The sequence below is a fragment of the Acidimicrobiales bacterium genome, from assembly GCA_036273495.1.
Classification (GTDB): Bacteria; Actinomycetota; Acidimicrobiia; order Acidimicrobiales; family JAJPHE01; genus DASSEU01.
Window position 1 is genome coordinate 1 of record DASUHN010000307.1, and the last position, 13,242, is coordinate 13,242.

At 72.7% G+C, this 13,242-nt stretch carries 11 protein-coding genes and 1 rRNA gene; 11 read left to right on the forward strand and 1 reads right to left on the reverse strand.

The features are described 5' to 3' along the window. The 10 genes from pheT to VFW24_13080 form a co-directional block, all read left to right on the forward strand. Window positions 1-2,235, forward strand: a 2,235-nt coding sequence (gene pheT / locus VFW24_13035; protein ID HEX5267689.1) for a phenylalanine--tRNA ligase subunit beta, incomplete at its 5' end; no start/stop codon positions are given. Between the two features lie 143 nt (window positions 2,236-2,378). After that, window positions 2,379-3,401 (forward strand): N-acetyl-gamma-glutamyl-phosphate reductase, encoded by a 1,023-nt coding sequence (argC, locus tag VFW24_13040; protein ID HEX5267690.1) that lies wholly within the window; start codon window positions 2,379-2,381, stop codon window positions 3,399-3,401. Further along, complete coding sequence (gene argJ / locus VFW24_13045) at window positions 3,398-4,576, forward strand: bifunctional glutamate N-acetyltransferase/amino-acid acetyltransferase ArgJ (GenBank protein HEX5267691.1); 1,179 nt, start codon at window positions 3,398-3,400, stop codon at window positions 4,574-4,576. The genes argC and argJ overlap by 4 nt, the downstream gene beginning before the upstream one ends. Beyond that, on the forward strand, window positions 4,573-5,433 hold the full coding sequence (argB, locus tag VFW24_13050; protein HEX5267692.1) for an acetylglutamate kinase: 861 nt from the start codon (window positions 4,573-4,575) through the stop codon (window positions 5,431-5,433). The genes argJ and argB overlap by 4 nt, the downstream gene beginning before the upstream one ends. Beyond that, on the forward strand, window positions 5,430-6,608 hold the full coding sequence (locus VFW24_13055; protein HEX5267693.1) for an acetylornithine transaminase: 1,179 nt from the start codon (window positions 5,430-5,432) through the stop codon (window positions 6,606-6,608). Before argB ends, VFW24_13055 begins: the two co-directional genes overlap by 4 nt. Continuing rightward, entirely contained in the window at window positions 6,605-7,504 is a 900-nt protein-coding gene (gene argF / locus VFW24_13060; GenBank protein HEX5267694.1) for an ornithine carbamoyltransferase, read from the forward strand. The genes VFW24_13055 and argF overlap by 4 nt, the downstream gene beginning before the upstream one ends. Then, window positions 7,504-7,965, forward strand: a complete 462-nt coding sequence (gene argR, locus VFW24_13065) for an arginine repressor (GenBank protein ID HEX5267695.1) — start codon at window positions 7,504-7,506, stop codon at window positions 7,963-7,965. The genes argF and argR overlap by 1 nt, the downstream gene beginning before the upstream one ends. Window positions 7,966-8,022: 57 nt before the next feature. Continuing rightward, window positions 8,023-9,219, forward strand: coding sequence for an argininosuccinate synthase (locus VFW24_13070; GenBank protein ID HEX5267696.1), 1,197 nt, complete (start codon window positions 8,023-8,025; stop codon window positions 9,217-9,219). A gap of 103 nt (window positions 9,220-9,322) precedes the next feature. After that, window positions 9,323-10,738 carry an argininosuccinate lyase gene (gene argH / locus VFW24_13075; protein ID HEX5267697.1) on the forward strand — a complete coding sequence of 472 codons (1,416 nt, stop codon included), beginning with the start codon at window positions 9,323-9,325 and terminating at the stop codon, window positions 10,736-10,738. A gap of 28 nt (window positions 10,739-10,766) precedes the next feature. Beyond that, entirely contained in the window at window positions 10,767-11,378 is a 612-nt protein-coding gene (locus VFW24_13080; protein HEX5267698.1) for a DNA-3-methyladenine glycosylase, read from the forward strand. On the opposite strand, the gene VFW24_13085 is transcribed toward VFW24_13080, so the two are convergent. Beyond that, window positions 11,356-12,018 carry a biosynthetic peptidoglycan transglycosylase gene (locus VFW24_13085; GenBank protein ID HEX5267699.1) on the reverse strand — a complete coding sequence of 221 codons (663 nt, stop codon included), beginning with the start codon at window positions 12,016-12,018 and terminating at the stop codon, window positions 11,356-11,358. The two genes, VFW24_13080 and VFW24_13085, sit on opposite strands and share 23 nt — an antisense overlap. A gap of 474 nt (window positions 12,019-12,492) precedes the next feature. On the opposite strand from VFW24_13085, the gene VFW24_13090 reads away from it, so the two are divergent. Beyond that, window positions 12,493-13,242 (forward strand): 16S ribosomal RNA (locus tag VFW24_13090); the annotation flags it as partial.

A 13,242-nucleotide genomic window follows, 5' to 3' on the forward strand; every position in this document is an offset into this window, starting at 1 on the left:
GACGTGGTCGTGGCCCGGGTCTCCGAGATCCGGCCGATCGAGGGCGCCGACCGGATCCGCCACGTCACCGTGGACGCGGGCGGCAACGCGGTCGAGGTGGTGTGCGGAGCGTGGAACTTCGAGGTCGGGGACCTCGTCCCGCTGGCCCCGGTCGGGACGGTGCTCCCCAACGGCATGGAGATCGCCCGGCGCAAGATGCGGGGGGCGGTGTCCAACGGCATGTTGTGCTCGCCGTCGGAGCTGCACCTGGCCGAGGACTCTGCCGGCCTCATGCTGCTGTCCCGGGACCTGGTCCCCGGGACGCCCCTGCCCGAGGCGCTCGGCCTCGAGCCGGACGTGGTCTACGAGCTCGACATCACACCCAACCGGCCCGACGCCATGAGCGTGGCCGGGGTGGCCCGCGACGTGGCCGCCGCCCTGCGGGTGCCGTTCTCGATCCCCGAGGTCGACCTGGCCGAGTCGGGGCCGCCGGCGGAGACGCTGGCGACGGTCGTGGTCGAGGATCCCGACCTGTGCCCGCTGTTCCTGACGAGGGTCATCACCGATCTTCAGATCGGCGAGTCGCCGAAGTGGATGGCCCGGCGCCTGACCCTGGCCGGCATGAGGCCGATCAACTCGGTCGTGGACGCGTCGAACTACGTGATGCTCGAGCTCGGTCAGCCCAACCATCCCTACGACCTCGACCGGCTGCCGGGGGGAGGCCTCCGCGTGCGGGCCGCCCGCCCGGGCGAGAAGGTGCGGACCCTGGACGGCGTCGAGCGCGAGGTGGGCGGCCAGGGAGCACGCGACTGCCTGATCTGCGACGCCGAGGACACGCCGGTCGGACTGGCCGGGATCATGGGCGGGGAGTCCTCGGAGATCGGGCCGGACACGAGGCGCGTGCTGCTGGAGGTGGCGTACTTCACCCCGATGGCCACAGCCCGGACGTCGAAGCGGCTGGGTCTGCGCAGCGAGGCGTCGGCCCGCTTCGAGCGGGGTTGTGACCCCGACGTGGTGGAGCGAGCGGCGGCCCGCATGTGCGCCCTGGTGGGCGGGGGGGCCGTCGTGGCCCCGGGCGCCGTGGCGGCGGGCACCCCACCGCCCCGGCCGCGCATCTCCCTGCGGACCGAGAGGGTGAACCGGCTCCTCGGGGTGCGGCTCCGCCCGGAGGCGATCGGCGGGTATCTCGAGCCGATCGGGTTCGCGGTCGAGCCGGAGGGGAGCCCGGGCGCGCTGGCGGTCGAGGTTCCGGGATGGCGACCCGACGTCACGGCCGAGGTTGATCTGGTCGAGGAGGTGGGGCGCCACCTCGGCTACTCCAGGATCGAGCGCACCGTCCCGACGACGACGCAGGTCGGCGCCCTGACGGCGTTCCAGCGCGAGAGGCGCCTCGTACGCGAGGTCATGGTCGGAGCGGGACTGATCGAGGTCTGGACCCCGTCCCTGATCGGGCCCGGGGACCACGAGCTGGCCGGACTCGCGGGCACCGACGTGGAGCTGGCCAACCCGATGTCGCGGGAGGAGTCGGTGCTGCGCCGTTCGATGGTCCCGGGTCTGCTGCGCGCTCTCCGGTTCAACGTCGGTCACCGGAACCGGGGGCTGCGCTTCTTCGAGGTCGGCCGGGTGTTCGCGGCGCCGGCCGGGGCGGGGGTGCCCGACGAGCGGGAGCTCCTCAGCGTGGCCGTGCTCGAGGACGGGGACGCCGGCTCGGCGGTCCGGCTCTGGAGGACGCTGGCCGGAGCCCTCCGATTGGCCGACCCCGGGTTGGAGGCGGCCGCTCCGCCCGGACTGCACCCGACCCGCACCGCCCGGGCCCGGGCGGCCGGGGTGGAGGTCGGGACGGTCGGCGAGGTGGACCCGGCGGTCGTGGCCGCCCTCGACCTGGAGGGCCGCGTCGGCTGGATGGAGATCGACCTCCAGGCCCTGGCCGGTGCCCCCCGCCGCTCGACGGCGGTGGTCCCGGTGACCGTCTACCCGACCAGCGACATCGACCTGGCGTTCGTGGTGCCGGACGCGGTGCCGGCGGCGACGGTCGAGCAGACCCTGCGGGAGGCGGCGGGCCCGCTGCTCGAGAGCGTCTCGCTGTTCGACGTCTACCGCGACCCGGCCCACGTCGGGGAGGGGCGGCGGAGCCTGGCCTTCCGCCTGCGCTTCGGCGCTCTGGACCGCACCCTCACCGATCCCGAGGTGGCCGGGGTGCGGGCCCGGTGTGTGGCGGCGGTCGAGTCGACCCACGGGGCGGCACTCCGGGGTTAGGGCCGGAGGGACTCCGGCCCGCTCCGGGCGGGGGCGGTGGGTTCTCGGACGGACCGGGCTCCGGGGGCGCCCTACCCGGGTCGTTTCACCAATTCCGAATTCATGATTCTGCATAATCATGCAGAAGCTGTTAGGGTGACGGGATGAAGGTCGGCATCGTGGGGGCGTCGGGGTACACCGGCGCCGAGCTGCTGCGGCTCTGCGCCGGGCATCCGGAGCTCGAGGTGGCGGTGGCCACCGCCGACAGCCAGGCCGGCCAGCGGGCCGCCGGGCTCTATCCGAGCCTGGCCGCCGCCTACCCCGACCTGGTCTTCGGCCCGGCCCCGACCGACGGCGGCGAGGGGCTGGACGGCCTCGACCTGGTGTTCCTGGCCCTGCCCCACGGCCACTCGCAGGATCTGGTCCCGGACCTCAAGGGGCGGGTCGGCCACGTGGTCGACCTGGCCGCCGACTTCAGGCTGAAAGACGCCGCCGCCTACCCCGTCTGGTACGGGTCCGAGCACCGGTGTCCCGAGCTGCTGGCGGAGTTCTCCTTCGGCATCCCCGAGCTGTTCAGGGACCAGCTGCGGGGGGCCGGGCTGGTGGCGGCGGCGGGCTGCTACGTGACGGCGGCGGCGCTGGCGCTGGCTCCGTTCGCCCGGTCGGGGGCCATCGACACGCGAGGTGTCGTCGTCGATGCCGCCAGCGGGGTGTCGGGGGCCGGCCGGACCCTGAAGCACAGCAGTCACTTCGCCACGGTGGACGAGGACTTCGTGGCCTACTCGCTCCTCGACCACCGTCACACCCCGGAGATCGAGCAGGCCACCGGCGCCCAGGTGCTCTTCACGCCCCACCTGGCCCCGATGACCCGGGGGATCCTGGCCACCTGTTACGCCCGGCCCCGGTCGGTGGACTCGACGGCCGCCGCCCTCGAGCTGCTGCAGGAGTTCTACGCCGGCGAGCCCTTCGTCGTGGTGGGGGACCAACCTCCGAGCACCAAGGCGACGTGGGGGTCGAACTGCGCCCACCTGTCGGCCCGGGTGGACCCCCGAACCGGGTGGTTGGTCGTCCTGTCGGCCCTCGACAACCTCGTGAAGGGAGCGTCGGGGCAGGCGGTCCAATGCGCCAACCTGGCCCTGGACCTGCCGGAGGAGCTGGGCCTGTCGCGCGTCGGGGTCTACCCGTGACCGTCACCCTCCCCGGCGGGTTCGTGGCGGCGGGCGGAGGGTGCGGGATCAAGCCGGGCGGGGCGCTCGACCTGGCCGTGGTCGCCACCACCGACGGCGCTCCCGTGCCGGGGGCGGCGGTGTTCACGTCCAACCGGGCCTGCGCCGCTCCGGTGACGCTGTCGCGCCGCCATCTGGCGGCGACCGGCGGCCGGGTCGCCGCGGTCGTAGTCAACAGCGGCAACGCCAACGCCGCCACCGGGTCGGCGGGGCTGGCCGACGCGGCGCGGATGGCCGAGCTCACCGCCAAGGGGGTGGGCTGCGGCGCCGAGGAGGTGCTGGTCTGCTCCACGGGCCTGATCGGCTTCCGGCTGCCGATGGGTGCCGTCGAGGCCGGCCTGCCCGGAGTGGTGTCGGCGCGGGCGGCGGGGCCGAACGCCGCCGCGGCCGCGGCGCGCGCCATCATCACGACCGACACCAGGCCGAAGACCGTGGAACGGGCCGGCGCCGGCTTCGTCGTCGGGGGCATGGCCAAGGGAGCGGCGATGCTGGCCCCGGACATGGCCACCATGCTCGCCGTGCTGACCACCGACGCCGTCGTCGAGCCCGGCCCGCTCCAGGCCATGCTGCGCGACGCCGTGGCCGGCTCGTTCAACCGCCTGTCCGTCGACGGGTGCACCTCGACCAACGACACGGTGATCGTGATGGCGTCGGGGCACTCGGGCGCGCCGGGCGGGTCGGCCCCCGAAGAGGTGGCCCGGGTCCTGGCCGAGGCCTGCACCGACCTGGCCCACCAGATGGCCGACGACGCCGAGGGCGCCACCAAGGTGGCGCGGGTGATCGTCACCGGAGCAGCCGACGACGGGGAGGCGACAGCCGGGGCGCGCAAGGTGGCGGAGAGCCAGTTGGTGCAGTGCTCGCTGCACGGCGCCGACCCCTACTGGGGCCGGGTGGTGAGCGAGCTGGGGTCGGCGGGCATCGCCTTCGACCTCGACCGGGTGGAGGTGGCCTACGGCCCGGTCACGGTGTGCCGGGGTGGTGTGGCCGTCGACCACGACCGCGACGCGGTGGCTCAGCACCTGGCGGGCCGCCACGTGGAGCTGCGGGCCGACCTCGGGCTGGGGTCCGGTCGGGCGGCGATGCTGACGACGGCGCTGAGTCCCGCCTACATAGCCGAGAACGAGCGCACCTCGTGACGGTGCTGCTCGACGCCGGGGTCAAGGCGTCCATCCTGGTCGAGGCCCTCCCGTACATCAGGCGCTTCTGGGGCCGGGTGGTCGTGGTGAAGTACGGCGGCAACGCCATCGGGGACAGCGACTCGCTGGCGTCCTTTGCCGAAGACGTGGTCCTCATGCGGTCGGTGGGCATGCGCCCGGTCGTCGTCCACGGTGGCGGGCCCCAGATCGGGGACCTGATGGAGCGGCTGGGCAAGACGCCGGTGTTCCGCGAGGGGCTCCGCGTCACCGACGCCGAGACGCTCGACATCGCCCGCATGGTGCTGGTCGGCAAGGTCAACCGCGACATCGTCGGCGCCATCAACGTCCATGCCGCCATCGCTGTCGGGATATCAGGTGAGGACGCCGGTCTGCTGCGGGCCACCGCCCGCTCCGAGGAGCTCGGCTTCGTCGGGGACGTGGCGGCGGTCGACGCCTCGATCATCGAGCGGCTGCTCGCCCAGGAGCTGATCCCGGTCGTGGCGACGATCGGATCCGACGACACCGGCCAGTCCTACAACATCAACGCCGACACCGCCGCCGGCGCCATAGCCGTGGCCCTGGGCGCCGAGAAGCTCGTGTACCTCACCAACATCGAGGGGATCCGTCGCGACGTGGCCGACCCGGACAGCCTGGTGCGCCGGGCTTCGGTGGCCGAGGTCCGGGAGATGCTCGGGAGCGGCGCCGTAGGGGAGGGCATGATCCCGAAGGTCGAGTCCTGCGTGAGCGCCGTCGAGCGCGGCGTGGGCCACGCCCACATCCTCGACGGGAGGGAGCCCCACGCCCTCCTGCTCGAGTGCTTCACCGACGAGGGGGTTGGGACCATGGTGGAGCGGTGAGCCGGGAGGCCCTGATGACGACCTACGCCGAGCCGGCGGTGACCTTCGTGCGGGGCCGGGGCACCGAGCTCTGGGACACCGCGGACCGGCGCTACCTCGACTTTCTCACCGGCCTGGCGGTGTGTTCGCTCGGCCACGCCCATCCACGCGTGACCGAGGCCGTGTGTGCCCAGGCCGGCACGCTGCTGCACGTGTCGAACCTGTTCGGGAACGAGCTGGCGCCCCGGCTGGCCGAGGAGATCGACGCCCTGATCGGGGACGGCACCCGGGCGGGTGGGCGCAGCTTCTTCTGCAACTCGGGCGCCGAGGCCAACGAGTGCGCCATCAAGCTGGCGCGCAAATGGGGAGGCCGGGGCCGCCACGTGGTGCTGAGCGCCTACGGCTCCTTCCACGGCCGCACCCTGGCCACCCTCCATGCCACCGGGCAGCCGGCCAAGCACGAGCCGTTCGTGCCTCTGCCCGAGGGCTTCCGCCACGTCGCCTGGGGCGAGGCCGACGCCCTGGCCGACGCCATGGACCCGTCGGTGGCGGCGGTGATGCTCGAGTCCGTACAGGGCGAGGGTGGGGTCAATCCGGCGCCGCCCGGCTACCTGGCCGACGTGCGCCGGCTCTGCGACGAGCGCGGCGCCGTGCTGATCCTCGACGAGGTCCAGACCGGTCTCGGGCGCACCGGGCGGTGGTTCGGGTTCCATCACGACGGTGTCGTCCCCGACATCGTGACCATGGCCAAGGCCCTCGGCAACGGGGTCCCGATCGGCGCCTGCTGGGCCCGGGCCGAGGTGGCGGCCGCCTTCCAGCCCGGTGACCACGCCACGACGTTCGGAGGCCAGCCCCTGGCGGTCTCGGCCGCGCTCGCGACCCTTGCGGTCATGCAGGAGGAGGACGCGCCCCGCCGGGCCCGCCAGGCGGGCGCCGCGCTGTCGACCCGTCTCGGCGTGCTTCCCGGCGTGCGCGAGGTTCGCGGCCGCGGGCTGCTGCTGGCGGCGGTGCTCGAGCGGCCCCTGGCCAAGGCGGTGGTGGACCTGGCGCTCGACCGGGGCCTGGTCCTGAACGCGGTGGCCCCGGACGCCATCCGTCTGGCCCCACCCCTCCTGGTGACCGACGACGAGATCGACGAGGCCTGCGGGATCCTGTCCGGCTGCCTGGCGGAGGTCCTGTCGGGGACGCCGGCGTGACCCGTCACTTCCTCGAGATCGACGATCTCACGGGCGCCGAGCTGGACGAGGTCCTGGCGACGGCGGAGGCCGGCGCTCGGCCCCCGGTGCTGGCGGCCAAGGGGGTCGCGCTGCTCTTCGAGAAGCCCTCGGCCCGGACCCGCAACGCCACCGAGGTGGCGGTGGCCCAGCTCGGCGGCCACCCTGTCAGCATCCGGGGCGAAGAGGTCGGTCTCGACACCCGCGAGCCCGCCGAGGACCTGGCGCGCGTGCTGGCCGGCTACCACGCCGCCATCGGGGCCCGGGTGATCGACCACTCGACGCTGGAGCGGATGAGCGCCGCCCTCGACGCCGCCGCCCTCGACGTCCCGCTGTTCAATCTGCTGTCCGACCGGACCCACCCGTGCCAGGCCCTGGCCGATCTCCTGACGATCCGCCAGCGGTTCGGCGCCACGGAGGGCGTGAAGGTGGCCTATGTCGGGGACGGCAACAACGTCTGCCGCTCCCTGGCGCGCGGGTGCCTGATGGCGGGGGCCCGGATCGCGGTGGCGTGCCCGGACGGCTACGGCCTCGATCCGACCGAGATATCAGGGGTGGTGAGCACATCCGATCCGGCCGAGGCCGTCGCCGACGCCGACGTCGTGTACACCGACGTCTGGACGTCCATGGGCCAGGAGACCGAGGCGTCGGTCCGGTCCCGCGCCTTCTCCGGCTTCCAGGTCGACGCCGCCCTGCTGGCCCACGCCTCCCCCAAGGCGGTGGTCATGCACTGCCTGCCCGCCCACCGGGGCCAGGAGATCTCCGCCGACCTGGTCGACGGGCCGCAGAGCCTGGTGTGGCAGCAGGCCGCCAACCGGCTGCCGGCCGTGCGCGCCCTCCTGGTCTTCCTCCTGGACGCGTCACGCCGGGCGTCCTGATGGCCAAGAACCAGCGCCAGCACCGGATCTCGAGGATCCTCGAGCACCACGCCGTCGGCAGCCAGGGAGAGCTCGTGGAGCTGCTCGCGGCCGAGGGGGTGGTGGCCACCCAGGCGACGGTGTCGCGCGACCTCGACGACCTGGGCGCGGTCAAGGTCCGGCTCCCCGGCGGGGACACCGTCTACGCCATACCCGAGATGGCCAAGGAGCGGGTGGCGCCGGAGGACCACCTGAAGCGGGTGCTCGGCGATTGGGCGGTCGAGGTCGGCCACTCGGCCAACCTGGTCGTCATCCGCACGCCCCCCGGTTCGGCCCACGTGGTCGGGTCGGCCCTCGACCGGTCGGGGATGGACGGCATCGTCGGGACCATCGCGGGAGACGACACGGTTCTGGTCGTGGCGGTGGAGTCGGTGGGTGGCAAGAAGATGGCGGCGCGACTGTCCGCCCTGGCCGGGCTGTGACCGCCCGTGGTGGGGCTGGGGCCCTGCCTGCGGGACGACTGACACTGGAGGTTGAGGATGGCTAAGCGGATCGTGCTGGCGTACAGCGGAGGTCTCGACACCTCGGTGGCGGTGCGCTGGCTCATCGAGGAGACCGGCGCCGAGGTCATCGCGGTGGCGGTGGACGTCGGCCAGGGCGGGGACTTCTCCACCATCAGGGAGCGGGCGCTGGCTGCGGGCGCGGTGGAGGCGGTGGTCGTGGACGCCCGCCGGGAGTACGCCGAGGACTTCCTGGTGCCGGCGCTGCGGGCCAACGCCAAGTACGAGGGGAAGTACCCGTTGGTGTCCGCCCTGTCGCGCCCGTGCATCGTCAAGCACCTGGTGACGGCCGCACGCGACCACGGTGCCGACGCGGTGTCGCACGGCTGTACGGGCAAGGGCAACGACCAGGTCCGCTTCGAGGTGTCGACGCGCGCCCTTGCGCCGGACCTGGAGACCGTGGCTCCCGTGCGCAACTGGGGCCTGACCCGGGAGCAGTCCATCGAGTACGCCGAGCGCCACGGCATCCCGATCACCGTCACCAAGGCCAGCCCGTACTCCATCGACCAGAACCTGTGGGGCCGGACCATCGAGTGCGGCGTGCTCGAGGACCCGTGGACCCAGCCGCCGGAGGAGGTCTACGAGCTCACCACTCCGACCGCGACCGGACCGGTCGAGATGGTGCTCGGCTTCGAGCAGGGCGTGCCGGTCTCCATCGACGGACGGTCGCTCCCGCTGGACGAGCTCATCCAGGAGGTGACCCAGGTGGTGGGCTCGTACGGATGGGGCCGCCTCGACATGGTCGAGAACCGCCGGGTGGGGATCAAGAGCCGGGAGGTCTACGAGTGCCCCGGGTCGCTGGCGCTGCTGATGGCCCACGCCGACCTGGAGGACCTGACCCTCGAGCGGGACCTGGCGCACGAGAAGGCCCGGTTCGAGCCGCGCTACGCCGAGCTGGTGTACGACGGGATGTGGTACTCCCCGCTCAAGGAGGCGTTGGACGCCTTCGTGGCCAAGAGCCAGGAGTTCGTGACCGGCGAGGTGCGCCTGCGCTGCGAGCTGCCGGGCCGGTGCCTCGTCGTCGGCCGGCGCAGCGACGTCGGCCTGTACGACTACACGCTGGCCACCTACGAGGCTGCCGACGCCTTCCGGCACGCCGACGCCGAGGGCTTCGTCCGTCTGTGGGGGCTGGGTGTCGAGACGTGGGCGGCCCGCCAGTCCCGGGCGGGAAAGTGACGGCCGCCGGCGGGGCTGGGGCCCCCGCCGTGCGGAGGAGCCGGGGGGTAGGGGACCCGGCGGGGAGAGAACAGACGGCCGGGGGCGGGGCGGGAGAGCGGCCTTGAGCCTGTGGCAGGGGCGGTTCGGGGAGCAGCGGCCGGCCGAGGAGCTGGTCGCCTTCACCGAGAGTCTGTCGTTCGACCAGCGCCTGGCCGACGACGACATCGTGGCGTCGCGCGCCCACGTGCGCGGGCTGGGGCGGGCCGGGGTCCTCGAAGCCGAGGAGGTCGACGTGCTGCTGGCGGCTCTCGACCAGGTGCGCAAGGAGCTGTCGGCGACGTCGTTCGTCTTCTCGCCGGACGACGAGGACATCCACACCGCCATCGAGCGGCGGGTCACCGAGATCGCCGGTCCGACCGGGGCCAAGCTGCACACCGGGCGCAGCCGCAACGACCAGGTGGCCACCGACCTGCGGCTATGGGCGCGCCGGGAGCTGATCGGGGTGGGCCGGCGGGTGCTGTTGCTGCAGCAGACCCTGCTCCGGCGCGCCGTGGAGGCCGAGGACGCCTACCTCCCCGGTTACACCCACCTGCAGCGGGCCCAGCCCGTGCTGCTGGCCCATCACCTGCTGGCCCACGGCTGGGCCCTGTCGCGTGACATCGACCGGCTGATGGCCACCGTCTCGCGCGCCGACGTGAGCCCGCTGGGTGCCGCCGCCCTGGCCGGGACGTCACTGCCCCTCGACCCCGACGGGGTGGCGGCGGAGCTGGGGTTTGCCAACCGCTTCGAGAACTCGCTCGACGCGGTGAGCGACCGGGACTTCGTGGCCGAGGCGGTGTTCGATCTGGCGCTGCTCGGCGTGCACCTGTCCCGGGTGGGCGAGGAGGTCGCCATCTGGTCGACCGCCGAGTTCGGCTTCCTGCACCTCGACGACGCCTACGCCACCGGCAGCTCGATGCTGCCGCAGAAGAAGAATCCCGACATCGCCGAGCTGGCGCGGGGAAAGACCGGCCGGCTGATCGGTCACGTGGCGGCCGTGCTGTCCACTCTCAAGGGACTGCCGCTCTCCTACAACCGGGACCTGCAGGAGGACAAAGAGGCGCTGTTCGACGCCACCGACCAGGTGTCCCGGGCGCTGACGGCCATGGAGGGACTGCTGGCGACGGCGGTCTTCGACACGGCGCGGATGGCCGAGGCCGCCAACACGGGCGAGACGGCCGCCGTCGATCTGGCCGAGTGGCTGGTCGAGCGCGGGACCCCGTTCCGGGAGGCGCATTCGGTCGTGGGCAGCCTGGTGCGGGCGTCGCTCGAGCGCCGCGTCCCGCTGTCCGAGCTGGTGGAGGCCCACCCCGCCCTCGGCGCGGGCGCCCTGCACCTGCTCGAACCCGGGGTGGCGGTCACCCGGCGCACCTCTCCCGGAGGGGGCGGGCCCAGCGCGGTGAGCGAGCAGCTCGTGCGCTTCCGCCAGCGGCTGGCGGTGGATGCCGACCGTCTCGGCGTCGACCGCGCCGGCACCGCCAGTCCGCCCGGATCTTGAGCCCCGGGTCCCGATGAGGACCCGCCGGGTGCCGCGTTCGTTCTACGACCGCGACGCAACCGAGGTGGCGACCGACCTCCTCAACAAACTGGTGGTGGCCGGGGGGCGGGCCGGCCGCATCGTCGAGGTGGAGGCGTACCGGGGCTCCGAGGACGCGGCGTCACACGCCTTTCGGGGTCCCTCGCGGCGCAACGCCACCATGTTCGGGCCGCCCGGGCACCTTTACGTGTACTTCTCGTACGGGGTGCACTGGTGCGCCAACGCCGTGTGCCTGCCGCGGGGGACGGCCCATGCCGTCCTCCTGCGCGCCCTGGCCCCGGTCGAGGGCGTGGAGGAGATGCGCGTGGCGCGCCGCGGGGCGCCCAGGGACCGGGATCTCTGCTCCGGCCCGGGCCGGCTCTGTCAGGCCCTGGGCATCAACGGAGACCACGACGGCGTGGACCTGGTGACCGGCAGCGGGGGAGTGGCGATCCGCGACGACGGGATGGCGCCCCCCGCCGGGCCCGGGGTGGGACCGCGCGTCGGGATCCGCCAGGCCGCCGACCTGCCGCTGCGGTTCTGGGTGCCGGGTGATCCGTCGGTGTCGCGCACCCGTCCCGGCCCGCGCCCGCGGCGGGTCAGGAGCTCACCACCAACCTGATCGTGCTCGCGGTGGACGCAGCCGGAAGGGTCAGGGGCTGGCGTGCCGCCGCCGCTGCCTGCCCGGCGGTGATCTCGCCGAGCTGCACCAGGCGGTCGAGCACCTCCCGGCGCCGGGCCGTGGCCACGTCGGGATGGGTGAAGGGGTCGGTGGCGCTGGGAGCGTGGATCAGCCCCGCCAGCAGCGCCGCCTGGGAGAGGTCGACCTGCCCGACGGGCCGGGCGAAGTACGTCTCGGCGGCCGCCTCCACGCCATAGGCCCCGTTGCCGAGGTAGATGGCGTTGAGGTAGTCACCCAGGATCCGGGACCGGGGGTGGTGGCGCTCGAGCTCGTAGGCCTGGGTCGCCTCCCGCACCTTGTCCCCGAGGCCGCGGGGCCCGGAGTCGTCCTCGAGGCGGAGCTTCACGTACTGCTCGGCGATGGTCGAGCCCCCCTGGGCGGCCCGCCCGGCCTGGACGTCGGCCAGCGCCGCCCGGACCACGGCCCGGACGTCCACGGCGGGCTCGGTCCAGAAGCGCTGGTCCTCGGTGGCGACCACCGCCGTCTGGACAACGGTCGGGATGCGCGAGAGCGGGACCGGCCGGCGGTCGACCGAGCCGTGGAGGGTCCCGAGGGCGCTGCCGTCGGCGGCCAGGACCACCGAGGTCGGGGCCGGGCCGGCCGTTCGGTATGCTGATGCGTCGGCCGGGCTCAGGCCCGTGCCGGCGGGAAGGGCGGCGGTTCGTCTCCCGGTGCGGATCCCGCTTGACGGGAAGCCCGGGCGCCGATAGCGTTGCCCTTCGCCCTGGCGGCCGGTTGTACGGCTGACGGGGCCACACGCGGCGGAGCCGAGACCGCGCCCAACTGGGCGCCCGTCGGCCCCCGACGGTGGTTCGGACGGTTGCCCCCGGGCATCCGTTTCCCACCGGACAGATCCTTGACAACGGAACAGAGAGAGCCAAAAGCCAGTGCGGGCGACGAGCCCGGCGCTGCCGCAAGGTCGCGCTGAGTCTCGTCGTTCTTGGAAATTCAGCACTGAAACGGACAACATCTGTTTCTGTGCCAGTCGGCCCGACGGGATCAGTGTCCTGGACGGCCGGCTCTCCGATCTCCCCGGGTTTTTCCCGGGAAGGTCTCGATGGAGAGTTTGATCCTGGCTCAGGACGAACGCTGGCGGCGTGCTTAATACATGCAAGTCGAACGAGGTCCATCCGGTGGCAACACCGGTGAAGACCTAGTGGCGAACGGGTGCGTAACACGTGAGCAACCTGCCCCGAAGACTGGGATAACCCCGGGAAACCGGAGCTAATACCAGATGCCCTCACCGGGTCGCATGGCCTGGTGAGGAAATGGATTCCGCTTCGGGAGGGGCTCGCGGCCTATCAGCTTGTTGGTGGGGTAACGGCCCACCAAGGCTTCGACGGGTAGCTGGTCTGAGAGGACGGCCAGCCACACTGGGACTGAGACACGGCCCAGACTCCTACGGGAGGCAGCAGTAGGGAATCTTGCGCAATGGGCGAAAGCCTGACGCAGCAACGCCGCGTGGGGGATGAAGGCCTTCGGGTTGTAAACCCCTTTCAGCAGGGACGAAATTGACGGTACCTGCAGAAGAAGCCCCGGCCAACTACGTGCCAGCAGCCGCGGTAATACGTAGGGGGCAAGCGTTGTCCGGATTCATTGGGCGTAAAGAGCTCGTAGGCGGCTTGGCACGTCGGGTGTGAAAACTCCAGGCTCAACCTGGAGACGCCACCCGATACTGCCATGGCTTGAGTCCGGTAGGGGACCACGGAATTCCTGGTGTAGCGGTGAAATGCGCAGATATCAGGAGGAACACCAGTGGCGAAGGCGGTGATCTGGGCCGGTACTGACGCTGAGGAGCGAAAGC